The organism is Emticicia sp. GW821-FHT11C11, assembly GCF_058808615.1.
Genome location: NZ_JBXARV010000001.1, coordinates 767618 through 792387, shown reverse-complemented (window position 1 = coordinate 792387; position 24770 = coordinate 767618). Strand labels below are relative to the sequence as shown.

Below are 24770 nucleotides of genomic sequence, written 5' to 3'. Positions count from 1 at the left end.
TATTTAAAACATTAAAATTATTAAAACCATGTTTAAACATCTTTTTAAATTGATATGGAAGAAGAAAAAGAGCAATTTTCTGATGATGCTCGAAATCTTCATTTCCTTCCTGATATTGTTCTCTATCTGGAGTTTGAGTTTCTACAATTACCGCAATTATTCAAAACCATCAGGTATTGACCATGAAAATGTATGGGCAGTTTTTGTTGACTTCAATACAGATAGTGATAGCTTGAGAAGCATCTATCGTGATTTGGTTCGACAAAAGCTCAAAACCTATCCTGAAATAGAGGCTTTTTCGTTCACTTCAAGTAATCTGCCATATAGTTTCAGTTCATCCAACAACGAAATGAATTATAAAGGAAACAGGACTATGACTGAAATGATGAGTGTTGACCCGGCATATCCTGATGTGCTGAAAATGCAATTATCTGAAGGCCGATGGTTTACTGAGGGAGATAAAGTAAATAAAATCAGACCTGTGATTATTACTCAGTTTCTGAAAGACAAATTGTTTGGTAACGAAAACGCTTTGGGGAAAATTATCGGAAAGGATGACGGCAGACGACAAGTGGTAGGTGTGCTCAGCCATTTTAAATTTGAAAACGATTTTCAGTCTGAATCTGCCTGTTTGTTACAACCACTTGAGACCTGGCCATCTGATATGTTGATACGTGTAAAACCGGGCACAACTGTAGAAACAGAAGCTAAATTATCTAAAGATCTGGTACAATTGGGTAAAGACTGGTCAGTTGAAGTACAGCACCTTGAAAACATGAAAGCCAATAAAAACCAAATGATATGGATACCGATTCTGATTCTGGTAATTGTATGTGGCTTCCTGATTTTCAATGTGGCGCTTGGCCTTTTCGGGGTGTTGTTCCAAACCATCAGTCGTCGGAAACAGGAAATTGGTGTCCGCAGAGCCATTGGCGCAACTCAAAGCCACATTTTATGGCATTTTGTAGGTGAAACAACCGTGATTACCACATTCGGTGTGATACTGGGGCTTTTCTTTGCTATTCAGTTCCCACTGCTGAATGTATTTGATGTAGACACTTTTGTGTATGTAACAGGCATTATTCTTGCAGTACTATCTATCTATGTATTAGTAATTGCCTGTGCTATATTTCCAAGCAAACAAGCCTCGGAAATATATCCGGCAGTTGCGCTAAGGGAGGATTAATGGGTAGCGTGTAATTATTGGTTATATTTGCGTATATGACTGAATTACGCATTAAAACAGCGAATAAATTCGCTGGCTAATAAAACAATGGAATATTTTTATTTAAAATATGCGGACTTAAGTCCGCATTAGATACATAAATACCATTGTTAACGTAGCCACCGAATTTATTCGGTGAAAACCCGGAATAATTGGCTAAGACCTCAAGATAATAAAATTACCCTATGCTCCTAATCATTGATGATGACATAGCCGTTCGAACCTCACTTTCTCTTCTGATGAAAAAAGAGGGCTTTGATTTTGTGGCTGTGGGCTCACAGCAGGAAGCCCAGGCGTTTCTGGAATCAGAGGTTCCTGATTTGATTATTCTGGACATGAACTTCTCTAACGATACCTCCGGAAATGACGGTCTGAGCCTGTTGGAAAAAATCAAGAAAATTAATAGTGTTATCCCGGTTATTCTTATCACCGGCTGGGCCACTATTGACTTGGCAGTTAACGGTATGAAGCTTGGTGCCAGCGACTTCATCAACAAACCCTGGCAAAATTCTCATTTGATGCAGTCTATCCGAACCATTCTGGATTTATCGGAGAAAAAAACGCTTACGCTCACCCGTAAAAAGCTCGACACACAATATAATTTCAGTCAGTTGATTGGTGAAGATGCCGAGTTTCTGAAGATACTGGAAACCATTGGCAGAGTAGCCTCTACTGATGCCTCGGTGCTGATTATGGGTGAAAGCGGCACGGGCAAAGAATTGATTGCGGAAGCCATTCACCAGAATAGCCAGAGAAACCGGAAACCCTTTGTTAAAGTGAATCTCGGTGGTATCTCAACCAGTTTGTTTGAATCCGAGATGTTCGGGCATGTGCGTGGTGCTTTTACCGATGCCCGTTATGACCGCATAGGTCGGTTCGAAATGGCTAATAAGGGCACCATTTTTCTGGATGAGATCGGCGATTTGGATCTGAGCAGCCAGGTTAAATTATTACGGGTACTACAAGACCGCACCTATGAAGTGCTGGGTAGCAGCCGTACTAAAACGCTAGACGTACGGGTGGTTTGCGCTACCAACAAAAACCTGGAAGAAAGTGTACAGAAAGGCGGATTCCGGGAAGATTTACTCTACCGTATCAACCTGATTACTATCAATCTGCCTCCATTACGCAAGCGTCCCGGCGATATTCCTCTGCTTGTCAACTTCTTCGTTCAGAATCTCCGAGAAATCTACAACAGGCCTCAACTGAAAGTAACACAGGAAGCCATGAAGTGGATTAAACAATTGCCATTACCGGGTAATATCCGTCAATTGAAAAATTTAGTCGAACGCACTATTCTGGTCAGCCATCATGATACGCTTGAGGCCGTCGACTTTCAGGCACAATGGCAACCTACTGCCAAAAAAGCAGGTACAAATGCACTTCCTGAAGTGGGTAGTATGACCTTAGAGGAAATGGAAGTGCAAATGATAAAAAAAGCTTTGGAGTTTCACAAAGGCAAGGTAATGACAGTTGCCAAAGCACTTGGCTTGACTAGAAGCGCTTTATATCGTAGATTGGAGAAATATAATATCCCGCATGATGAAGATACGGACTAAGTTTTTACTTTTCATGGCGCTTATTCACGTTATCGTGATTGGCCTTTCTTTCTACATTTTTAAAGACGACAAGCTATTATTCATATTCTCAGAGGTTTTCATTCTGGTTTCCCTCTTCATTTCCTGGCAATTGTATCATGATTTAATTGCGCCCATACGTCTGCTTATGACAGGTGTCGATGCCATGCGCGACAAGGATTTCAACGTAAAATTTCTAAAAATAGGCAAGTATGAAATGGATGCACTGATTGACGTGTACAATGGTATGGTAGACCAGCTCAGGCATGAACGAACCCAACAGGAGCAACAGCATTATTTTCTTGAAAAATTGGTTCAGACTTCTCCTACCGGCATTTTAATTCTTGATTTTGATGATAGAATAACCAATATAAACCCCAAGATTTGTGAAATTCTGAACCTGAATGCACATGAGTTGGTGGGCAAATCTGTTTTTGATTTCAACGACCTGTTCCTTCAATCTATCAGCACGCTTAAAACCGGCGAATCACGAACCATCGCTCTCAACGGCATTCAAACCTATAAATGCCAGAAATCACATTTTATCGACAGGGGTTTCCCACGCTATTTTGTCATGATTGAAGAGCTGACGCTCGAAATTCTGAATGCCGAGAAGAAAGCCTACGGCAAAGTGATACGGATGATGGCGCACGAAGTAAATAACTCAATCGGTTCGGTCAATTCTATTCTTGATACCACCATTCAACTACAAGAACATGATTCTGATATTAAACATGCGCTTGAAATAGCCATCCAGCGCAACGACCACCTGAACCAGTTCATGCGTAATTTTGCTGATATGGTTCGTTTGCCTGAACCCCGGCTCAACAAATTAGATTTGAATGAGTTGCTGAGAAATGCTGTCCGGCTAATGGAGTTCAGAGCATCTCAGTTCAACATCCTGATTGATACCCATCTCACCGAAACGCCGTTCTTACTATCGGCGGATTTACATCAGATAGAACAGGTACTTATCAATATCATCAAAAATGCCATTGAATCAATAGAGTTGCGTAAAAAAAGAAATCCTGACTGGGTGCAGAAAGGAACCATCCATATCAGCAATTCATTCCGCCCCAAGCAACTGCTAATTGAAGACAACGGCATAGGAATTTCTCCAGAGGCAGAACAACAGATTTTCTCTCCATTCTTCACTACCAAAGAAAACGGCCAGGGTATTGGCTTGACATTGATTCGTGAAATTCTGATCAATCATGGTTTTCAGTACTCGCTTAAAACCAATGAAAACAAGGTAACGACTTTCCGGATTGGATTCTGAGTACTCAAAATTAATCCTTGCCAATTCTATAAATTTACTAATTTTGACCCGCTGAACATACGGCAAAAGGTCAGATTTATTGGCCGGCATTACCTACAAAGCTAACACACATGAAAAAAATCTTTTTTTTATGCTTGCTTGCAAGCATGTCGATGGCACAAACTCCCAAGCCCTATGGTGCTACCCCATCGACCGAACAACTTAAATGGCACAATCTCGAATACTATGCCTTTGTACATTTCGGACCTAACTCTTTTACTGACAAAGAATGGGGAGATGGCAAGGAGAAAGAAGATGTATTCAATCCTACTCAGCTGGATTGCCGCCAATGGGCCAGAATCTGCAAAGCCGCAGGCATGAAAGGTATCATTATTACAGCCAAACACCATGATGGCTTTGCGCTGTATCCGAGCAAATATTCTACGCATACGGTGAGAGAATCTCCCTGGAAAAACGGGAAAGGAGATATTTTGAAAGAATTATCAGCTGCCTGTAAGGAATACGGTCTGAAAATGGGTGTTTATATTTCGCCTTGGGACAGAAACCATCCTACTTATGGTACTCCTGAATACAATCAGGTATATGTAAATATGCTGAAAGAAATCACTACTCAATATGGCGATTTGTTTGAAGTATGGTTCGACGGTGCCAATGGTGAAGGCCCCAACGGCAAAAAACAGGTGTACGATTTTCCGTTGTTTAACAAAACCGTAAAAACCTATCAGCCTCATGCGCTTATCTTTAGTGATGCAGGTCCGGATATCCGCTGGGTTGGCAATGAAAGTGGTTTTGCAGGCGAAACCTGCTGGAGCACCATTAATGGCGCGCAGTTGTTCCCGGCTTACGATAAACCCAAACACCTGAATGTAGGTGACGAAAATGGTACTCACTGGATTCCGGCTGAGTGCGATGTATCTATTCGCCCGGGTTGGTTTTATCATAAAAATGAAGATGATAAGGTAAAAACCCCACAGACTTTGATGGACATCTGGAATAAATCGGTAGGCAGAGGTGCTAATTTATTATTGAATATCCCGGTTGATAACCGTGGCTTAGTCCATGAAAACGATGAAAAAGCCCTTTTGGGTTTCAAGAAATTGCGTGATGACTATTTCAGGAAAAACCTATTGACTAAAGGTACTTTCACCAAGACTGCCGGAGAGAACAGCTATGGTATAAAACTGAATCAGGTACAGAACTTTAACTGTCTGGTAGTGCAGGAAGATATCCGCTACGGTCAACGCATCAGCCAATTTGCGGTGCAGATAAAAGAAAATAATGAGTGGAAAACAGTTGCAACGGCAACCACCATTGGCCATAAGCGAATTGTTTATTTCCCGAGAGTTAGCAGCAAAGAAGTTCGCATAGCAGTACAGGGCACATTAGCCAAGCCTCTGATTACGAATGTTGAATTGTATGATACCCCTGCCAATTAATTTTGTCTTTATAGCTTAACAAAAAACCCTTTCGGTGTCCGAAAGGGTTTTTTGATGGGTTTTACTTCCATTCACAATCCTGATCCAGCCACTCATAGCCTGGCTCAATCGGAGCGCCCTCCGGTGCCGGAAGCGCCATTGATGAAATGGTAGCTTCAGGGTTTTCTTCAAACTGCTTGATTTTCAGTAAGGTCAAACGAGCGAATCCTGCACCATCTACATTATTACTTTTCAGCCATCCTTGTATATCATCAATAGCACCATAAGCATTGGCACGTGCTTCCATTGATGCATTTTTGTTATTGGCCAGCATCATCAACTGGTCTAAAAACAACATAGCCACCATTCTGTCTATCTGGGCATAGTAGCTGTTATTTCTGAACATCTCCGTTTTTTTCCACAGTTTCTGAACCATAATCGATGACACCTCAGCCAGAGTAGGTAAATCGGCTTTCAGCACTTTCTGGCTTACAAGCCTGGCACTGCGCTCAGGATTCAGAATCAGTCTTAGTGTTAATCCTGCTGATGCTTCTGCAGGTCCTAACGGATCAAAACCCAAACCTGTATGGCGTTTAAATGTCTCTCTCGGATTAGCCTGATAGCGGAATGGTCTTGGAGGAATCATTTTTAGAATATGATCCGGTACAGCCAGAAAATCTGGCGTAAGAGTCTGCATCAGCGCATTAAATGCTTCCCGTTGTTTAGCGGCAGGTACCGGTTCATAAATCACCTGTCCATCGCCACGCAAGGCAAAATTATAGTCTGCACCTCCCAACACCTTAGCCGCGGCTTCAGTCTGATAGCGATGAAACATATACATAGGCACCAATACTTCTTCAATAGTAGCCATAGGGGCATTCGCTCTGATTTTCTTATCAGTAAAATCTTTTAACGCTATTTTGCGTAGCTCCATCACTCTTTTTAATTCGGTTACGGCGTCTCCACCATTATCCCATAAGTGTGTGTACGGGCTTACCGAACCTTCCGGACGGGCATCCTGATCGGTTAAGAATCGCAGACCTTTTCTTAAAGTATTCTGTACAATTTTCTCCAGTTCTGCTTTTTCATTCACGTTATCCGGGAAATCCTGATATCCCCAGATGACAGAGGCCTTGTCGTATTCACCTATGCCCATTGAATAAGCTCTTGAAAGATCAAATTTTCCATTGGCATAGCTGATAAGTGGGTGAGGATAATCCATCACAGAGGCTCTGCCGTTAATACTTGAAATATAGTTATGCGGTAGACCTAAAGTATGGCCTACTTCATGGGCTGCTAATTGTTTCAGCCTGTCGATCGACATCTGACTGATCTCTTTTACCTTTGATGAATCGGTTTCATAATTACCCAGAAAACCCTGCGCAATCAGGAAGTCCTGACGAACCCGGAGCGAGCCCAATGTTACTTTACCTTTTAATATTTCTCCGGTGCGAGGGTCAATCACACTTGCGCCATACGACCAGCCACGTGTGCTGCGGTGCACCCACTGAATCAGGTTATAACGAATATCCATAGGGTCTGCATCTGCCGGAAGCAATTTTACCTGAAAGGCGTTTTTATATCCGGCGGCTTCAAATGCCTGATCCCACCACGCAGTGCCTTCCATCAAGGCCGAACGAATAGGCTCCGGAGCACCCGGATCCATATAATACACAATAGGTTTTACGGGCTCACTCAAAATAGAAGTCGGGTCTTTCTTCTGCAATCGGTGGCGTGAAATGTATTTTTTCACAATCGGCTCGCTGATAGGCGTAGCATAATCAAAGAACTGAATACCTCCGTATCCAATTCGAGGGTCAAATTCTCTTGGAGTAAATGCTTTGCTTTTTTTGTCTGCTTCTAAATCGGGTAATGCTATAAAAGAGTGATGCTGATACATAGTAACAATAGAAGGGGTAGGAACCACTTCACGGAGATACGGACCTGGGTTATCACCAGTCAGCGTAATAATCACCTCAAATTCAGAGTTCAGAGGAAAATTTCTGGTATTAGGCAGATGGATGGCGCTGCGAGTAGCATCTAAGCGAAAAGTGCCTTGCTTGGTATTCGAAATATCACGAATTGCTCCTACGGCATCCTGAATCAGGAAAGGAGTTAAATCAACCAGAACTCTGCCATTATTCTCTGCTCTTATTTCGAATCCGTAATGTACTGATTTGGCGAACGACTGCTCTACTGCCTGTTTTTCCAGCGGGTCTTCAGAAATAGCCCTGTAGGAATAATTAGGCTCAATCATTAAAACTTTATTACCATTTCTCTGAAATTTCACTACATGTTCTTCTCCCAAACGCCCACGATCTAAGCCTATGTCATTTGAACCAATTCCCTGGGCTAATGATGGATAATAGAGGAATTCGGTATTAAACTGAGAGATTTCAAGGTAAATTCTGCCGTCTTTGGCATTCCAGTAGTAGTTCAGAAAGCCTTCTTTTTTCTCCATGCCAGTCGTGAAATTTTCTATTGATTTCAAATCCTGAGCCATGGCGTAAGCACTGCAAATCAGAAAGACAAGTGTTTGGATGAAGCGTTTTTTCATGCGAAGGTAATTTTTGTTTTTGGTTATGTTAATAGAGGTTTATGATAATTTGAAAAGGTTGAATGGGCTTGCTGGAAAAATAATAATCTTTGTTTTGATAGTCGACCAATTTATTGGGTGATTATCAATCTGCTAACTCTTTTTTCGTCGGATAACAGCGAATAAATTCGCTGGCTATTTAAACAATGGAATTTTTATCCTTCATATACCGACTTAAGTCGGTATGCTAAAATGGTAACCTTTGTTTCGATAGTCGCCCAATTTATTGGGTGAATGGGTTAATTAATTCCCCTCATCCGAAAACTTCTCAAATATTTTCAACTCATCTTCCAAATTATTAAAGGCATGATGAGTTTCCTGATTAAAAATATAATTTCTGGTTCTTATAAAATGTTGTGGGCTTACCGAAATAGCTCCATATCCATCCTGCCACGCAAAATCCTTATCAAACCACCCTTGCTGATTAAGCCACCAGGAAGATTCTCCTTTTAGAATTTTTACTATATCTGAAATACTCTGTGTTGGATGTAAACTCACTAAACAATGCAAGTGATCCTCTACTCCGTTTATTATTCTAATTTTTACACTTTTCTCCAGACCTATTTTTCTAATATAGTCTAAAAGCGGATAGCGAAATTTTGTCTCTAAAAATGGACATTTATTCTTCGTTGTCCATATTAGATGGACGTTCAAAGCAATATAGTTCCCTTTCATAGTTAAGTATAAAATTCACAGCAAATTATTAAATTGGTAAAATACAAACCGACTTTAGTCGGCATGCTAAAATCGTAACCTTTGTTTTGATAGCCGCCCAATTTATTGGGTGTACGATTGGCAATGTCAGCGAATCAAATTACACGCTAAATCTAGTCGGTGCACTAAATGATAACCTTTGTTTTGATAGTCGCTCAATTCATTAGGTGATTTTCAATCTGTTAATTCTTTCTTCGTCGGATAACAGCGAATAAATTCGCTGGCTATTTAAACAAAGGAACATTTATCCTTCATATACCGACTTAAGTCGGTATCATTACCCACTACTTATAATTCTTCTCTCCTGCGTTTATTTCAATGTTAATTTTGTTCTCTTTTGGTGGTATGGGGCATATAAAGCTTTCGTTATAAGCGCAGTAAAAATTGTGGGCATTATTAAAATCAATTTCAATTTTATTGCCTACCAACGCATCTTTCGGGATATTGATATAGCGGCCGCCCCCGTAAGTTTCCTTACCGTTAGTCAGGTCACGGAAGGGCAACAGGTAAGTGCTTTTTTCATCAAAAATGCTTACTGTATAGGTAGTGCCCTCTATTTCAAAAGTAGCCTCCCCTGCCTTTTTCATTTCGCTTTGAGTGCTGTCGGTCATTAGAACCATACTCTCGCCACTATCAGATATTGCCTTAAAGTCAGCCTCAAATCTATATCTGGCATCAGGCTCGAAATACTTAAATCCTGTAAAGTTTGTCAGATTGGAAACCGGAGAATTCTTTTCCTTAGATAAATCCTGTTCGTAGGTTTCTCTTTTTTCGTTGATACGCCCCACATAGTCTTCTGAGCCATTCAAAGAGTAAAACAGAATACCTATCACTGCGATGACGATAATTAAAAGTACAACTTTGTTCTTAAGCATAGTCTGTTTATGATTGTGGCTAAACGTCGGCTAATATACTTAAATCAGAACTTTTATTCGCTATTCTTAGTTGAAATATCGTAATTCGCAGACGAAAACCTTATTAATTATTACATGTTTACCGGAATCGTAGAGTCAATGGGACAACTCGTTGCCATTGAGCCTAATGGCACAAATTTAACTTTTACTTTTGAATCTGACATTGCTCATGAACTAAAAATAGATCAGAGTTTATCGCACAGCGGTGTTTGTCTGACAGTAGTTGAACTCCTGAATGCCGAATATCAAAGCGTGAATGCGGAGCAGATAAACACGTCGGTAATGTATAAGGTAACGGCTATCGATGAAACGCTAAAAAAGACGAATCTGGGCAAATTAAAGATTGGCGACAAAGTAAACCTGGAACGGTGCATGCCTGCGAATGGTCGCTTTGATGGACACATTGTACAGGGGCATGTCGATCAGACAGGTATCTGCACTGCACTGGAAGACCAAAACGGTAGTTGGCTTATTTCATTTGAATACGATGCTTCAAGCAATAATATAACGGTAGAGAAAGGCTCCATTTGTGTAAATGGGGTAAGCCTCACGGTTGTTCATTCAACAGACAATGGTTTTAGTGTAGCCATTATACCTTATACATGGGAACACACCAATTTCCATCAATTGTCAGTGGGCAGTGTGGTGAATCTCGAATTTGATATATTAGGAAAATACATGCAGCATATTCTGCAAAAAAAATAAAGCCTTAGAAGTTTCCTCCTAAGGCTTTTAGCATATTTGTATAGGTCAATTCTTATTCAAATGATTGGAACGGACGAAGCGTTTCTCCTGTATAAATCTGACGCGGACGACCAATCGGCTCTTTATTCGCTCTCATTTCTTTCCATTGTGCAATCCAGCCCGGTAGACGTCCCAAAGCAAACATCACGGTAAACATATTGGTTGGAATACCCAATGCACGGTAGATGATACCCGAATAGAAATCAACGTTCGGATACAATTTTCTTGCAATGAAATAATCATCATGCAAAGCGGCTTCTTCCAATCCTTTGGCAATTTCAAGTACCGGGTCGTTTACACCCAATTTAGCTAGAATATCATCCGCAGCTTTTTTAATGATTTTCGCACGTGGATCAAAGTTTTTATAAACTCTGTGTCCGAAGCCCATCAAACGGAAGCCTGAATTTTTATCCTTAGCTTTGCTTACAAATTTGTTTACATCTCCACCGTCAGCCTTAATGTCTTCCAGCATCTCAATCACTTCCTGATTCGCACCGCCGTGCAATGGTCCCCAAAGGGCTGAAATACCTGCCGAGATAGATGAGTAAATATTAGCTTTTGACGATCCCACTAAGCGAACGGTTGAAGTAGAACAGTTTTGCTCGTGGTCGGCGTGAAGAATCAATAGTTTATTCAATGCTGCCGAAACCACAGGGTCAACCGAATACTCTTCCACCGGCAGTGAAAACATCATATGTAGAAAATTAGAGCAATAATCTAATGAGTTTTTAGGATAATTGATTGGATGCCCGTTTGATTTCTTATAACACCACGTAGCCAATGTAGGGAACTTAGCCAATAAACGAATGATGTGTGTATCGGTATGATCCGGGGCCTTATCATCATACGAGTCAGGATAGAATCCGCTCATGGCACTTATTAAAGACGACATCACACCCATCGGATGAGCATTCACCGGGAATCCGTCAAAAATGCGACGCATATCTTCGTTTACCAGTGTGTGTCTGCGGATATCGTTATCAAATTTATTGTATTGCTCTTTTGTTGGCAATTCGCCGTAAATAAGCAGGTAAGCTACACTTAAAAAGTTGGCCTTTTCTGCCAGATCTTCAATGGCATAGCCGCGGTAGCGTAATATTCCTTCTTCACCATCCAAAAAAGTAATGGCACTTTTAGTAGCCCCAGTATTTTTATAGCCGCTATCAATTGTTATGTATCCTGTTTCGTCACGGAGCTTGGCAATGTCAATTGCCTTTTCTCCTTCCGAACCTTCTATGGTAGGGTATTGGTATGACTTACCGTCAAGTATTAATTCTGCTGTACCAGCCATAAAAACATTAAGATTATTTTGTGGTTATCAATTTTATTGATGAATTATTTCGCAAATTCAGTTGCAATAATAACAAAAAAAGCGTAAAAATAACCATTTACAGAGAAATATTTGTTAAAGCAACTAAAATTTAATACAACCCCTGAATATCGGGATGCGAAACTTACAATTCCTTAACTTTATAACCCTTCCGTTTCTAAAAAAGTTTGTATTTACATTAAAACATGCTTAAACTTTCCGGTAATTTCATACGAATAAGTCGGTCATTATCCTGGCTGAAAACACAAATATACTACTGAAATAGCAAGCAATAACCATTATAGCAACAAAAAAACACTTATAATTGTACGTAAGGGTTCCTTTCCTATTTCAGTGTATAAATTGATATAAAACAGACCGATTTCATTCCGCTTTTAAACAGCAAAAGCCTTGATTACTCAAGGCTTTTGCTAATCAGAATCCAATTCTTCCTTTCAGCTTTCTGTGTTCTCCTTTGGCAAGGTATTCTTGCATATCGGCCAGTTCTTTTTCAAACCCGCCACTTAAAATCGGGAACCGGCACCAGCTTCTGGGGTCAAGGTTGTGGCTGTCCAGATGGAAACTCGGCGCATAGCGCTCACGTTTCCATTGGTTACGGCTCCAGAGCCTGAAAAACCTCTCAACCCACCCGGCAAGGGTTTGTTGATCGAAACGACCCGCGAATTGCGCTTCCATAAACAAAAGGCATTCCAGCGGAGGTTTTTTATCTCTGATAGCCACTTTTTCTATTTCATTGAGCACATCATAAGGCATCAGATCTTTTTCATCTGTTTGCTTTTTATCAAGGGGTCTCAGTTCGGCAGTTGGTTGCAGATTATTCACTTTATTCAAACCTTCAATTCTGATGTGTTTGCCTTTTACTTCGCATCCTACAGTTTCCAGCCAAACCAGCCAACCTCTCAGCCAGAATTTTTCAATACCTGCAATGGGGTTAATACTGCCTGCGGTATCACCGTCCATTGTGCAATAGCCCACTGCTACTTCTGAGCGGTTAGAAGTTGCCAGCAACAAATGGTTGTATAAATTAGTAAGCAACCATACACCAGGGGCTCTTACCCGTGCCTGAATATTCTGTAAAGGCAAATCGTCGGTTTCCCAGGTAAGATTGCGGCCAATCTGAGATTCGATAAGACCTTTATAGGTTTCTACCAGTCCGTTGATATTAACATTGTAGAAAGTAGCTCCAATTGATCTGGCCAGACTTTCAGCCGACTCATAAGTATCTGTAGAACTATTTTCAGTACCCTGATAAATGCTGTGTATCAGTTCTTTTGTAATTTCTTCTGCCGTTGTGCAAGCCTGAATCTTTTTTATGTAAGAGAGCTTCTTCTTAAATGCATCCAGACCGATACTTTCATCGGCCAGGCGAATCATTAACCCACATAGGGCTACACAGGCGCAAGAATCTGCCCCGCCGGATAATGACACTGTGAAACCCTGAGAACGGGACTTACGCAGGTAGTCAAATAATGCCAGCGAAACCGCCCGGGCAAATTCTTCTTCTTTCAAGTAACCGCCTCTTTCAAATTTCTCTAACTCTGCATATTGGTTCGCAACGGGCTTAATATCAGGAAAATCGAAAAGTGCTGCTACTTTCCAGTTACTTGCCACAAGTGTAGATTTAACCTGCGAATGATTCACCCTTGGCCCCTCAATATCTACTACAGCGCTAGTTACGTAATAATCGCCATAACCAAAGCGGGGTGAAGAAACCAACAGGTTCCCGTCAGAAGCAATCATGGCATCACCATCAAAAATCAGCCGTCCGGATTCATTCCCCAATAAGTTAGTATAAATATAACTACAGGCAAAAGAACGGCTACCATCAATCACAAATCGCTCCCGGGTCACGAACTTCGAAAACGAGAAAGGGCTCGCACTAGGATTCAGAATAATGTCTACCCCTCTATCAAACAACACTCTGCCGGGTCGGTTAGCTACCCAGGCATCTTCACATATCTCGAAACCTACGCGCACGCCGCTTAAATCAAAGACTAAATCACCTATCGGGTACTTAAATTCATCTATCTCAATCTCATCGCGCATACCAGCAGGCCAGCGATGAAACCAACGGTCTTCATAAAATACTCCGTAATTAGGCAAATGCTGCTTACATACAAAACCGAGTATCCGCTTGTTGGCTATCAAGCAAGACGTATTATAAACTTTATTATTAAAACGAATCGGTAAGCCCACCGATACAATGATACCTGAGGTATGGGGTACAATCTCCAAAAGACTTTCTTTGGCCTGCTCGACTACATCGGGCGAATAAAAGGCATCGTCACAACCATAACCGGTAATACAAAGCTCTGGCAGGCACAACAGGCTTACGTTCTGCTTGTCAGCCTCTTTGATACAATCGATAATATTTTTACGGTTCTGCTCCCAGTCCAGAGGGGTCTGGTTTAGCGTACCTGCAGCCACTTTTACTAATTTCATTTTTTAATTGTTTGTTTGTTCCAATCCGTGTCACGCGTATACTCGGACGAGTATAGGCGTGACACGGTTAATCAGCACAGTTAAATCACCAAATGCCTGAAATTTTATCCGGATTTATGACTTTATAAGATTCCTCATAAAAATTGTCAAAATCTATTCTTAGAACATCTTTTGCACACAATTGATTACACAAAGTTCCGTTTCTTAGTTTGCTATAATCCCTAAAAGAAGAAAACTCCCAGTTTTCCATCTTTGTTACGAGAGCTGCCGTGACGGGATTTTGATGAATATAATGAAAACAAGTTACAGCATATTCCCAATCTGCCGGAGTGGGCGTTAAATCTTTTACCTTCGTATTTTGAGTAAACAATGAACCGGTTCGGTTTTGTTGTTTATTAATGGCCTGTGTATAACTACTCAACATATTTCTGAAAGCCTCAGATAAAACATTTCTTTCTTCATTACCTATTTTAATACTCTTTACTGAATTTTCAGTTGTCCATATCTGAAAGTGAAAATGATTGGGCATTAAACAGTATGAAATAATATGACAATGTGGTAGCAGATGTTTTCTGACTTTCTCCAGAAAGTATAAATAATTACCTCTGGAGAAAAAAAGTTTTTGTCGATTATTCCCTCTGTTATAAATATGATAGATATGATTTATCTGATATTCCATAAATATCCATTTCACAAATATACTTCCGCAAAATACTTCTAAATCAATGAAAGGCAAAATATAGAGCCTCCTTTCTATAGTTCATACCCAGTTATGCGTGACACGCTTCCAAGCGTGCCACACAAGCTATCCACTCATCCTCAAAAAACTGTTATTCATAAATATTTTTCCTTTTATTAGTATATATTTATTGTTTATCGATAAATACTTTATACATTTGCATCATCAAACTAATCAAATAACAAATACAATTATGAAAACAAGAACACAAAGTATGCTAGACGTTATCCGAGTCGTTGTCCTTTTAGGCTATATAGGAGCCATTATTCATGCAGCCAGAATCATCATTCCTTACATTATAGGTTTTGTGAGCGACAAACTCTATAGTATGGGTAAAATCAAAGAAAAATTTATAACAGATACCGGTACAGGGCTCGATCACCTGAAAGATACTCACCTGTTCCCTTATATCAGTCTTATGGCATTTGTTATCGTTATCGCCATCATTCAGGTTCAAATTTGGGAAAACCTGAAGAATATCCTTGATGAAATAAACTTCAACACACCATTCTCTATGAAAGTGGCAAAAATGATACAGAAGATGAGCTATATCGTACTAAGCCTGGGATTAACTTTTATTGCCGCCGACTTCTACCTGAGCGTGCTGACAGATGTTATTCCGGGTATAGATAAGGGGCTGTTCAAATCTGCTTTTCAGTTTTTACTTGCTGCCGGAATCATCTACGTAATAGCGCAAGTCTTCAAACGTGGTGTTGAATTACAAGAAGAAAATGAATTAACTGTTTAATAATCCATAAAAAATATTCGTATGAAAACCAGAACACAAAATATACTTGCCGTAATAAAAATTGTTGCATTGATAGGTTATATCGGAGCGATCGTTCATGCCGCCAGAATTATTATTCCTTTCATCGGAAGTAATGTTACTGACTTACTGCGGAGATTCAGCAATATAAACATTACGTTCTCTTTCGACACCGGAACAGGTCTTGACCATCTGAAAAATAATCATGATATATTTCCGTATCTGGCACTTATGTCTTTAGTTATAGTCATTGCTATTCTGAAAATACAGGTTTGGGAAAAACTGAGAAATATTCTGCAGGAAATAAACCTTCATTCACCATTCTCAACAAAAGTGGCATCAATGATTGAAAAGATGAGTTATACTATTCTTAGTTTAGGCATTCTATACTTTGCTGCCGATAGTTATGCGCATCATTTTATCAAGCGTATCGACGGAATAGACAGAGGCTTGTTCAATTCAGACTTCCAATATTTGTTTTCAGCAGGAGTTGTGTACGTAATGGCACAGATATTCAAGCGTGGCGTTGAATTACAGGAAGATAACGACTTAACCGTTTAAGAACCACTCAACCATTAAATTGATAAAAACATGCCCATTATTGTAAACCTGGATGTGATGCTGGCCAGAAGAAAGATGCCGCTTTCTGAGCTGGCCGAAAAAGTAGACATCACTTTGCCCAACCTGTCGATTCTGAAAACCGGTAAAGCCAAGGCTGTGCGATTCTCAACATTAGAGGCTATCTGTGAAGCATTGGATTGCCAGCCGGGTGATATCCTGGAATTTATTCCTGAAAAAAAATCGTAACTCAGTGCAACCGAAACCCAAATGCCTGCATCTAGAGTACATGTGCAAGGGTTTTGCCACTCATCAAAAATTAAAGCCACTTATGTAATATAAGTTACCTTGCATTACAAAGTACTATAGATTTGTACAAGAAAATTATGAAAGAGCTAACAACATTTAGTTTAACTTGGGTTAATTAAAGATTAAAACTGTCTCAGGCTTTAGGGGCAGTTTTTTAAGAGGTCGAATGTAACCCGGGTCATTTCTTTTGCATCTAACAGGATACTAAAAGAAGTTTTATAAAAAATTTATGAAAAGCAATTAATAAACAGTTTACAATTATCAGCATTTGAACCAGGTCGGAATCTTTAAAACACATTGAAACTAAACTTGTAACGTCTGCTTTAAAGATACTCACTCAATACAAAGCTATTACTAATAACAATTAAAAAAGCAATGAAAAAGCTATTACTAACACTCCTACTCGCAGGAGCGAGTTTGATTTCTTTTGCCCAAACCAACAAAGGAAAGATCTCCGGAAGCCTTTTTGACGAAAAAAAACAGGCACTCCCCTTTGCCAGCGTGCTATTACTTCGTGCACAGGACTCCGCCCTTGTAAAAGGTAGTGTGAGCGATGTAGAAGGCAAATTCTTATTCGAGCAATTTGTAAGTAACGATACTCAAAATCAATTTATCGTATCTGTTTCGATGGTTGGTTATAAAAAATACTTCTCTCCGAAAATCATTATCAGCGCCGAAAACCCTGAAGTGAAATTATCTAATGTTCAGTTAGAACTAGATACGCAGAATCTGAAAGAAGTAACGGTGTCTGCCAGAAAACCTTTTGTTGAGCAACAAGCCGACAAACTGATTGTAAATGTAGAAGGCAGTATAGTGGCTAATGGTAATACAGCTTTAGAAGTATTGCAAAAATCGCCGGGAGTTACGGTTGATAACAACGATAACATCAGCGTAAAAGGGAAACAGGGTGTTTTGATCATGATGGATGGCAAGCCGACGTATATGTCGCAGAGTGATCTGGCCAATCAGTTGAAAAACATGAACAGTGACCAGATTGAAAAAATCGAGATTATCTCAAATCCGTCTTCTCGTTACGATGCTGCAGGTAAGGCCGTTATCAATATTGTGACCAAGAAAAACAAAAACTATGGTACAAACGGAAGCGTATCAGTAGGTATGGCTGTGAGTTTGCCCCCTTTTCTAAAAACCGGGTTAAACAAAGAACTTACCGCCGTAGAAGAAATGAAACCCGGTTTAATGCCAAAATACAATACCAGCCTCAACTTAAACAACCGTCAGGGCAAATTCAATACGTTTACGAATCTTACATTTTCTGACAACCAGCGTTTTAATAACAATGCCTTTGTGAGAGAAATTGGCGGACAAACCTTTGAGCAATACGCGTATCGCTATCAGTTAAACCAGAATTTCAGCTATAAATTAGGTACAGATTATTACGCTACTAAAAAGACCACACTGGGTGTTCTGATAACCGGTAATGTGGGTTCATGGGAAAGTTCAAATCCGAATCGTAACATTACTTATATGAAAAAAATTGGTGCAGCTACTCCCGATTCAAGTCTGGTAACAACCTCAAGCAATTTGAGAACCTGGACCAACACCACTTTTAACGCCAACCTGAAACATACTTTCGATTCGACCGGAAAAGAATTGACTGCCGATATAGACTATTCAATTTATGACAACCAGGGAATGGAAAGAGGTATGATTTCCAAATTCTATAAGTATATTGACAAGGTAGAAACCGAATACAATACGCCACTTAACATTACCAGCAACGCGCCGAACAAATACAACATCTTTGCCGTAAAAGCTGATTATGTGAATCCTTTGCCAAAAATTAAAGGCAAACTGGAATTCGGAGTGAAAAGCAGCTGGGTGAAATCAGATAACGACATCCGTTTCTATCAGAACGGTGCAGTAGACAAAGGACGTACCAACTACTTTATTTATACTGAAAACATCAACGCGGCTTACGCCAATTTTAACAAAGAATTGAACAAGAAATTCAATTTACAGGCAGGTTTGCGTATGGAACATACACACTCAGAAGGCAAATCGGTAACCTTGAACGAGTCTCGTGAACGCAATTATGTGAAACTGTTCCCAAGTGTGTTTTTAACGCAGAGCATCAACAAAGACAATCAGTTGACGTATTCATACAGCCGTCGTATCGACCGCCCGGGATATAACTCACTGAATCCGTTCATTTATTTCCTTGACCCATATACTTATCAGCTTGGAAATGAATACCTGATGCCACAGTATACCAACTCGTTTGAATTGACTCACAGCTTCAAGCAATCATTTGTAACCAGCGTTGGCTACAGTATTACAAACGATTACATGGCTGAGGTGATTAAAAATGCAGTAAACGTGCCGGAAGTATTGGAGAAATTGAAAAAGTATAACAACATACAAGGCATTGACCCTGAAAAAATCACCTTTGCAACGCAGGAGAATATCGCCAGATTTGAAAACATAAATGTTAACTTCAGCGTACCGATTCCGATTACAAAATGGTGGAACTCACAGACAAACATATCAGTATACTATAATAAATATACCGGAGAAGTATCTGACCAGAACCTGAACGTAGGCCAATGGGCGTATAACTTCTATACCAACCAAAGTATCAAATTACCTAAGAATCTATCGGCCGAGGTGTCAATGTGGTACAACTCACCTAACGTGTACGGTATCATGCAGGGAAAATCTCAGTATGCTGTCAATGCAGGTTTGCAAAAAAGCATCTGGAACAAAAAGGCTACTTTGAGACTGAACATAAACGACATTTTCTTAACCAGTTTCTGGTCGGGTAAAACCAACTTTGCAGGAGTGAACATGCTCTTAAACAACCGTTGGGATAGCAGAACTGTTCGTTTCTCGTTCTCGTACAAATTCGGAAATCAGAACGTGAAAAATGCCCGCAACCGTAGCACTGCTACAGAAGCAGAACAAAGACGTACTGGTGGTGGAAATTAAATTAAGATTAGATAATATATAATGCGGAAACGCCTCAGAAAATATTCTGGGGCGTTTTTTTGGCGTAAGTGCATGGTTGTTTTGCGACCACTCAGAATCACTCAAAGACATTTGCAACAAGTTTGTGCAAATTTGTTACCGAATTAGCCAAAAAATAAAAAACCTCTTACATATTTTTTTATACATATACGTTTATATAAATAAGGCTATATTCACACGAAAATAAGTGATACAAAAACTCAACCATCGCAACACACTATAAACCATCCATATATCTACCTCCAGTTTATGAAAAACCTACTTTTCGCTCTATCTATTCTATTGTTCAATAACTGCCAAGCACAGCAGCAAGGCAACTCACTCATTAAGGAATTAAAAGACAAAGTCGCTGATAAAACTTATCCTAAAATTGATGCTATTTTAGTTGAACAGGGAGATAAGGTTATTGTAGAAGAATATTTTAACGGCTTCAAAAAAGATACGCCACACGATGTGCGCTCGTCTTTCAAATCCATCACAAGTCTTTTGGCAGGAATTGCCATCGACAAAAAACTAATGACATTGGATGACAACCTCGGGCGTTTTTTTCCGGAACTTAAACATGAAGGCAAACGAAAAATCACCGTCAGGAATTTATTGGAAATGCGGTCAGGATTAAATTACGAAGAGTATTACGATATTGGCCCCGAATGCGAAGTAGAAATGGTTAAAACACAAGACTGGGTAGCCTTTTGTCTGGGGGTTGACTTAATCAGGGAACCGGGGTTAAACTGGTCTTATAATTCTAACGAACCCATGATTATGGGAGAAATCATAGCAAGGGCCAGCAAAATGAGCGTTATGGAATTTGCCAAACAAAACCTTTTTCTGCCTCTGGGAATCACCGATTACAAATGGACTGTCTCGCCAAAAGGCCAGGGCATGACAGCCGGTTCATTTTATATGCTGCCTGCAGATATGCTCAAAATCATTGATATGGTTAAGAATGAAGGCAATTGGAAAGGCAAACAAATTATAAGCAAGGACTGGATAAAAAAATCCACTGACTGCCACATAGTAACTGACTTCTCATTTACCCGATACTCCAGAATCCCCAATGCCAGATATGAGAGTTCACGTTATGGTTTCTTCTGGTACCGGGAAAATCTGAAATACAAAGACATCAACACAGAAATCCTGTTTTCATCCGGAAACGGAGGGCAATACATGATGTTTATTCCGGAGTATAAGCTAACGGCGGTATTTACAGGCAGTAACTACGGCAACTGGAGAGGAAAGCTTCCTTTTGAAATGCTTCTGAAATATATTATCCCTGCAGTTAAAAAAGAAACCGGTAGGTAATAAGACTGTTAGTCCTGAAACAGGTTGCTGTTTCAGGACTATATACATTTACTTCGCAGGAGTAATCACAATATTCCGATACTCAATCGGGCCATGGTCTCCCTGAAAGAAAATAGGGCCGGGTTCACCTTCATTGCTATCTAAAGCTCCACCTGTTATACCTGGTATCTCGCTTTTATAGATAATCGTCTTTCCGTTCAAAGCAATGGTAACTACTCTACCCACCAACGTAATATCAAAACTTTGCCATTCACCCGCCGATTTCAATGGCAGTTCTAAAGGAGTAACGAATCCGTAAATAGCCCCCAACTGGTCTTTCGAAGGCTCTCTGCCCTCGCTATCGGTCACCTGTATTTCATATCTGCCTCTCAAGTAAACACCACTGTTACTCTCTTTCGGGTATCTGAACTCCACATGGAGTTTAAAGTCATTGAAAGTACGTACGCTACGAAGATTAGAACCTGATTTCGGGCTTTTCAATACGCCATTTTCTACAATCCATTGGTTGGTAGCACCGGTAGCTTCCCATCCATCCAGGTTTTTACCATTGAAAAGTTTGATAGGCGCTCCCCAAACGGGTGTTCTGGTGCTATTTAATTTAGGCGCTCTTACTCCAACCCAACTCAAAGTTTCGCCTTTAGGTGTAGTAATTGTACCGCTTAGCTTATCATTTTTTAAAACTCCCTCTACTACATAATCTTTGTCGATGGCATCCCATTGTGGTGGAACAGAAAACGAAACTTTATTATCAGTAAAGTTGATGCGCGAAATCGGTCTGGCGCTTCCCCCCTCGCCTACAAAAGATCCGTTCAGGAATTTCGTACCCGAGTGGTTTACTTCTAACCATGACGGCGCGGTTTTGCTTCCATGTGTAATAGTTAGGTCCCAACGGCCTTCGATACTCTTAATAGGCTCTAATTGAGCAAGTACAGTATGGCCCAAAATAAGAATAATGCTAAAAACGCTGATGCATTTTTTAAATGGAGTAGTCATTTCAGATGTTTTTTGGTTGAATAAAATTTACGGTAATAAGTTGATTAACTAAATACGCTTGTTTTTATTGGCAAAATAGCAATAAATTCAGAAAAGGATTCAATCAAGCGCATTAAATAAATTTACTAAGAAACTCATCTGAATCTATCACGCAAAAAACGCTTTAGAGATTCCTCCCTAAAGCGTTCCATTACTGTATATTCACTAATTCGCTCAATCACTAAATCACCAATTATTTCAATAAGCTCACCCCCATATTCAGGCCGAAACCATTAGTACGATACATAAACAGGTTTTCAACTGAATTTTGCGAGGATAATGAAATGGACACTGCCGGTTCCAGCCACAGCGCCCACCGGTCGTTTACAGGTCTGCTAAATCTGTACCCTACTCTTGCCTGAACCAACGGCGACCTGAATGCTGATGCCTGTACTCCCAGTTTCATGCCTACAGACAAGGCCTGCATTCGTTTAACATGAAACAGAACGTCGCTTTGTAATTCAATATATTGCCAGTTTTTATTTTCGCTCTGCGTAGAATTACCCGGATCAATCTTTATCGAATTATCATCTATTACTGTTACATTCTTTTTCGAATCGTCGGTCACGCCATAACTGATACTCGATCTTTTGGTAAAATAACTCAGTCCGGTTCTAAGATCCATTTTCCGTGCAATCGGATACACAAACCCAAGTTGCGCTGCAAAGCCCAATCGCTGGGAGCTGTTACTGAAATCACTGACAACTATGTGATCACTTCTATTCGGAGAAAACATGTAATAACTCAATGAAGAAGTCACGTTTGCAAATATCTCGGTAGGTGCCACAAATACCCTTCTTTTCTTCTCTTGTGGTAAATAGACTATTGCCTGAGTTGATACCTGAGGCACCTGTATGCATTTTTGAACAGCAGGCAGATTTACCTCTTTTCCTTTGATCACATATAAATCCTTAAACAGCATATCACTCGATTTGCTATCAGCGATTACTTCCGAAACAATGGCAACGGGTACTGATTGTTCACTTATCAATTCTTCAGCCACATTATTTACAATCCTATTTCTTTTGGGAAACGACGTTTTTTCCCGGTTTGTTGCACCTGTAAGTGCTAATGCTACATGCCGTTCTTTTCCGGTAACATCCGGTTTATTCACTATTCCTTTACTATCAATCTTGCCGGCTGTTTGTTCACCAGTTATGGTATTTAATTCATTTTTTTTGATACCTGAATTATTTTCACCCGATAATCCGGACAAATTGCTATCGTACGTTTTAAGCAGCAAATAGGCACCGGCTATTAATCCAATCAGTAGTCCGGCGGCTATACCTGCAGGGCGCTTCAGGGTATTCCATACTATCAGCCATGGGCGTTCTTTTTCAGACCCTATTCTCGCCTGAATATTACTCCATAGCAAATCATCGGGCATTTCTTCGAAATCTTCGAAACGCCTCCTGTATTCATTCTCTATGTTGTCTTCAAAATTTTCCATTTTTATCGGCTAATCAACTGTTATTCCAATAGTCTGTAGTTTTTTTTTAAGTAGTTTCTTCGCAAAAAATAATTGAGACTTCGATGTGCCTTCCGAAATACTCAACATCTGGGCTATTTCCTGATGGCTGTAACCATCTATCACAAACAGGTTAAATATCATTCTGGCACCGTCGGGTAATTCATTCACCATACTCAAAAGCTCCTGATTATTCATTTTCGAAATCACTGAATCACTCTGCCAGTCTGATGGCGCCATTTCGGGCACCTCCGTGATATCTACAAAAACCATCCGTTTATGGTAATAATCAATACATACATTTACTACTACCCTCCGGATCCAGGCACTTAATTGGTCGGCACTTCTTAGTTCTTTCAGGTTAAGAAACACTTTCACAAATGCATCCTGAAACATATCTTCTGCTTCTTCTTTACTTTGGGCATACCTTCGGCAAATACCAAAAAAGCGTCCCTTATACTGTTGGTAAAGAGCCGCTTGTGCTTTAGAATCTTTTCTAAGGCACCCCTCCAATAATTCACGATCAGTTTTTAACTGCACAGAAGTCGGTAAAAATCGAGTCTATATTATATACTAATTTTGCAGATTCATTTCTGCTTTCCCGATATAGAATACTTTTCTATACGGACTAAAACTCCCAATACCTAATTCCTTCACTGCACGCTGCCGATTACTTTATCTTCAGATCGACTGAAGTTATCGGGTTCTTCATTGTATTAATATCTACTCTGTAAAAGAAGATGTCGTCACCCCGGTAATCTTTATCCGGGGTATAAACAATTTTCTGATTAACAACCTCAGCTTTTCCATGCTTTGGCGTAATGATAACCGCTAAAGAATTAGGGTTAATAGTACTACAGGCTTTATCGTTGAGCAACACATTAATTTCTACTGCTTTTCCTGCCTCTGTTTGAGCAGTATCGCTCAAGGCGCCTGCAAAACAGGGTAATCCGGAAGAATTGCTGGCAAAAGCTATTTTTATCTCTTCAGTTATACTCGCGCCACTCACTGTTTTACCCTCTATTATAAAAGCATCCGAAGTAACCTGTGCATCAGCCGGACGATAAAAGATGAATCCATTTTCTATAAACTTCGCTTCTCCATGTTGTGGCTGTCTGCTTATTGAGATAGACGTAGCCGATCTAAGTTTTTCAAATCCAGAAGGATCAATTGTAGTATTGCCTCCCGGCAATGCATAAAAAATATTACCCGGATTAACATCTGCCCCACCTGGAGATAATGCATCATCCTGTGCCACATCGCACGATATAGCTATAGCCGATAAAAAGAATATACAAATTTTCCGAAGCATTTTTCTCATTAGTTGTTTCATTGACTGCCTATGTCATCAAAAGGTTGTAATGATTTTCATCAT

General features: G+C 40.0%; 20 protein-coding genes. 10 read left to right on the top strand and 10 right to left on the bottom strand.

Annotated elements, in window-relative coordinates; all coding sequences use genetic code 11:
• The first annotated feature begins 28 nt into the window (after positions 1–28).
• The 4 genes from AC1RRY_RS03325 (at position 29) to AC1RRY_RS03310 (ending at position 5517) form a co-directional block, all read left to right on the top strand.
• On the top strand, positions 29–1186 hold the full coding sequence (locus tag AC1RRY_RS03325; protein WP_492818038.1) for an ABC transporter permease: 1158 nt from the start codon (positions 29–31) through the stop codon (positions 1184–1186).
• Between the two features lie 224 nt (positions 1187–1410).
• Positions 1411–2784, top strand: a complete 1374-nt coding sequence (locus tag AC1RRY_RS03320) for a sigma-54-dependent transcriptional regulator (RefSeq protein ID WP_492818039.1) — start codon at positions 1411–1413, stop codon at positions 2782–2784.
• Positions 2765–4081, top strand: a complete 1317-nt coding sequence (locus tag AC1RRY_RS03315; protein ID WP_492818040.1) for a sensor histidine kinase — start codon at positions 2765–2767, stop codon at positions 4079–4081. Before AC1RRY_RS03320 ends, AC1RRY_RS03315 begins: the two co-directional genes overlap by 20 nt.
• A 110-nt stretch (positions 4082–4191) precedes the next feature.
• Positions 4192–5517, top strand: a complete 1326-nt coding sequence (locus AC1RRY_RS03310) for an alpha-L-fucosidase (protein ID WP_492818041.1) — start codon at positions 4192–4194, stop codon at positions 5515–5517.
• Between the two features lie 61 nt (positions 5518–5578).
• Here AC1RRY_RS03310 and AC1RRY_RS03305 read toward each other — a convergent pair whose 3' ends face one another.
• From AC1RRY_RS03305 to AC1RRY_RS03295, 3 genes are all read right to left on the bottom strand, one after another.
• Entirely contained in the window at positions 5579–8053 is a 2475-nt protein-coding gene (locus AC1RRY_RS03305; RefSeq protein WP_492818042.1) for a zinc-dependent metalloprotease, read from the bottom strand.
• 282 nt (positions 8054–8335) lie between these two features.
• Positions 8336–8767, bottom strand: a complete 432-nt coding sequence (gene tnpA / locus AC1RRY_RS03300; protein ID WP_492818043.1) for an IS200/IS605 family transposase — start codon at positions 8765–8767, stop codon at positions 8336–8338.
• A 323-nt stretch (positions 8768–9090) separates the two neighbouring features.
• Positions 9091–9681, bottom strand: coding sequence for a DUF1684 domain-containing protein (locus AC1RRY_RS03295; RefSeq protein ID WP_492818044.1), 591 nt, complete (start codon positions 9679–9681; stop codon positions 9091–9093).
• Between the two features lie 114 nt (positions 9682–9795).
• Here AC1RRY_RS03295 and AC1RRY_RS03290 point away from each other — a divergent pair, with 114 nt between their 5' ends.
• A complete protein-coding gene (locus AC1RRY_RS03290; protein ID WP_492818045.1) occupies positions 9796–10425 on the top strand; it encodes a riboflavin synthase in 630 nt (209 codons plus the stop codon).
• Between the two features lie 52 nt (positions 10426–10477).
• On the opposite strand, the gene AC1RRY_RS03285 is transcribed toward AC1RRY_RS03290, so the two are convergent.
• The 3 genes from AC1RRY_RS03285 to AC1RRY_RS03275 form a co-directional block, all read right to left on the bottom strand.
• Positions 10478–11755 (bottom strand): citrate synthase, encoded by a 1278-nt coding sequence (locus tag AC1RRY_RS03285; RefSeq protein WP_492818046.1) that lies wholly within the window; start codon positions 11753–11755, stop codon positions 10478–10480.
• A 453-nt stretch (positions 11756–12208) separates the two neighbouring features.
• The gene (gene nadE / locus AC1RRY_RS03280; RefSeq protein ID WP_492818047.1) at positions 12209–14236 is read right to left on the bottom strand and encodes an NAD(+) synthase; all 2028 of its coding nucleotides are present in this window, start codon (positions 14234–14236) and stop codon (positions 12209–12211) included.
• Between the two features lie 85 nt (positions 14237–14321).
• Complete coding sequence (locus AC1RRY_RS03275; RefSeq protein ID WP_492818048.1) at positions 14322–14765, bottom strand: transposase; 444 nt, start codon at positions 14763–14765, stop codon at positions 14322–14324.
• 403 nt (positions 14766–15168) lie between these two features.
• Here AC1RRY_RS03275 and AC1RRY_RS03270 point away from each other — a divergent pair, with 403 nt between their 5' ends.
• The 5 genes from AC1RRY_RS03270 to AC1RRY_RS03250 all read left to right on the top strand — a co-directional run bounded on the left by AC1RRY_RS03270 (position 15169) and on the right by AC1RRY_RS03250 (position 20895).
• A complete protein-coding gene (locus tag AC1RRY_RS03270; RefSeq protein ID WP_492818049.1) occupies positions 15169–15723 on the top strand; it encodes a DUF2975 domain-containing protein in 555 nt (184 codons plus the stop codon).
• Positions 15724–15744: 21 nt separating this feature from the next.
• Positions 15745–16302 (top strand): DUF2975 domain-containing protein, encoded by a 558-nt coding sequence (locus tag AC1RRY_RS03265; protein WP_492818050.1) that lies wholly within the window; start codon positions 15745–15747, stop codon positions 16300–16302.
• A gap of 30 nt (positions 16303–16332) precedes the next feature.
• Positions 16333–16548, top strand: coding sequence for a helix-turn-helix domain-containing protein (locus AC1RRY_RS03260; protein WP_492818051.1), 216 nt, complete (start codon positions 16333–16335; stop codon positions 16546–16548).
• A gap of 435 nt (positions 16549–16983) precedes the next feature.
• Positions 16984–19554, top strand: a complete 2571-nt coding sequence (locus tag AC1RRY_RS03255; RefSeq protein ID WP_492818052.1) for a TonB-dependent receptor — start codon at positions 16984–16986, stop codon at positions 19552–19554.
• Between the two features lie 288 nt (positions 19555–19842).
• Positions 19843–20895: a serine hydrolase domain-containing protein gene (locus AC1RRY_RS03250; protein ID WP_492818053.1), complete on the top strand. Its 1053-nt coding sequence runs from the start codon at positions 19843–19845 to the stop codon at positions 20893–20895.
• A gap of 48 nt (positions 20896–20943) precedes the next feature.
• Here the strand turns inward: AC1RRY_RS03250 and AC1RRY_RS03245 are convergent, their stop codons facing one another.
• The 4 genes from AC1RRY_RS03245 to AC1RRY_RS03230 form a co-directional block, all read right to left on the bottom strand.
• Positions 20944–21888, bottom strand: a complete 945-nt coding sequence (locus AC1RRY_RS03245) for a 3-keto-disaccharide hydrolase (RefSeq protein ID WP_492818054.1) — start codon at positions 21886–21888, stop codon at positions 20944–20946.
• Positions 21889–22120: 232 nt separating this feature from the next.
• Complete coding sequence (locus AC1RRY_RS03240) at positions 22121–23377, bottom strand: porin family protein (RefSeq protein WP_492818055.1); 1257 nt, start codon at positions 23375–23377, stop codon at positions 22121–22123.
• A gap of 9 nt (positions 23378–23386) precedes the next feature.
• A complete protein-coding gene (locus AC1RRY_RS03235) occupies positions 23387–23935 on the bottom strand; it encodes an RNA polymerase sigma factor (RefSeq protein ID WP_492818056.1) in 549 nt (182 codons plus the stop codon).
• Between the two features lie 130 nt (positions 23936–24065).
• On the bottom strand, positions 24066–24707 hold the full coding sequence (locus AC1RRY_RS03230) for an Ig-like domain-containing protein (RefSeq protein ID WP_492818057.1): 642 nt from the start codon (positions 24705–24707) through the stop codon (positions 24066–24068).
• Between the last annotated feature and the right edge of the window lie 63 nt (positions 24708–24770).

What these genes read in the sequence shown, in the direction of transcription:
- AC1RRY_RS03325 (WP_492818038.1), top strand. Translation starts at nt 29, where the DNA reads ATGTTTAAACATCTTTTTAAATTGATATGGAAGAAGAAAAAGAGCAAT.
- AC1RRY_RS03320 (WP_492818039.1), top strand. Translation starts at nt 1,411, where the DNA reads ATGCTCCTAATCATTGATGATGACATAGCCGTTCGAACCTCACTTTCT.
- AC1RRY_RS03315 (WP_492818040.1), top strand. Translation starts at nt 2,765, where the DNA reads ATGATGAAGATACGGACTAAGTTTTTACTTTTCATGGCGCTTATTCAC.
- AC1RRY_RS03310 (WP_492818041.1), top strand. Translation starts at nt 4,192, where the DNA reads ATGAAAAAAATCTTTTTTTTATGCTTGCTTGCAAGCATGTCGATGGCA.
- AC1RRY_RS03305 (WP_492818042.1), bottom strand. Translation starts at nt 8,053, where the DNA reads ATGAAAAAACGCTTCATCCAAACACTTGTCTTTCTGATTTGCAGTGCT.
- tnpA (WP_492818043.1), bottom strand. Translation starts at nt 8,767, where the DNA reads ATGAAAGGGAACTATATTGCTTTGAACGTCCATCTAATATGGACAACG.
- AC1RRY_RS03295 (WP_492818044.1), bottom strand. Translation starts at nt 9,681, where the DNA reads ATGCTTAAGAACAAAGTTGTACTTTTAATTATCGTCATCGCAGTGATA.
- AC1RRY_RS03290 (WP_492818045.1), top strand. Translation starts at nt 9,796, where the DNA reads ATGTTTACCGGAATCGTAGAGTCAATGGGACAACTCGTTGCCATTGAG.
- AC1RRY_RS03285 (WP_492818046.1), bottom strand. Translation starts at nt 11,755, where the DNA reads ATGGCTGGTACAGCAGAATTAATACTTGACGGTAAGTCATACCAATAC.
- nadE (WP_492818047.1), bottom strand. Translation starts at nt 14,236, where the DNA reads ATGAAATTAGTAAAAGTGGCTGCAGGTACGCTAAACCAGACCCCTCTG.
- AC1RRY_RS03275 (WP_492818048.1), bottom strand. Translation starts at nt 14,765, where the DNA reads ATGCCCAATCATTTTCACTTTCAGATATGGACAACTGAAAATTCAGTA.
- AC1RRY_RS03270 (WP_492818049.1), top strand. Translation starts at nt 15,169, where the DNA reads ATGAAAACAAGAACACAAAGTATGCTAGACGTTATCCGAGTCGTTGTC.
- AC1RRY_RS03265 (WP_492818050.1), top strand. Translation starts at nt 15,745, where the DNA reads ATGAAAACCAGAACACAAAATATACTTGCCGTAATAAAAATTGTTGCA.
- AC1RRY_RS03260 (WP_492818051.1), top strand. Translation starts at nt 16,333, where the DNA reads ATGCCCATTATTGTAAACCTGGATGTGATGCTGGCCAGAAGAAAGATG.
- AC1RRY_RS03255 (WP_492818052.1), top strand. Translation starts at nt 16,984, where the DNA reads ATGAAAAAGCTATTACTAACACTCCTACTCGCAGGAGCGAGTTTGATT.
- AC1RRY_RS03250 (WP_492818053.1), top strand. Translation starts at nt 19,843, where the DNA reads ATGAAAAACCTACTTTTCGCTCTATCTATTCTATTGTTCAATAACTGC.
- AC1RRY_RS03245 (WP_492818054.1), bottom strand. Translation starts at nt 21,888, where the DNA reads ATGACTACTCCATTTAAAAAATGCATCAGCGTTTTTAGCATTATTCTT.
- AC1RRY_RS03240 (WP_492818055.1), bottom strand. Translation starts at nt 23,377, where the DNA reads ATGGAAAATTTTGAAGACAACATAGAGAATGAATACAGGAGGCGTTTC.
- AC1RRY_RS03230 (WP_492818057.1), bottom strand. Translation starts at nt 24,707, where the DNA reads ATGCTTCGGAAAATTTGTATATTCTTTTTATCGGCTATAGCTATATCG.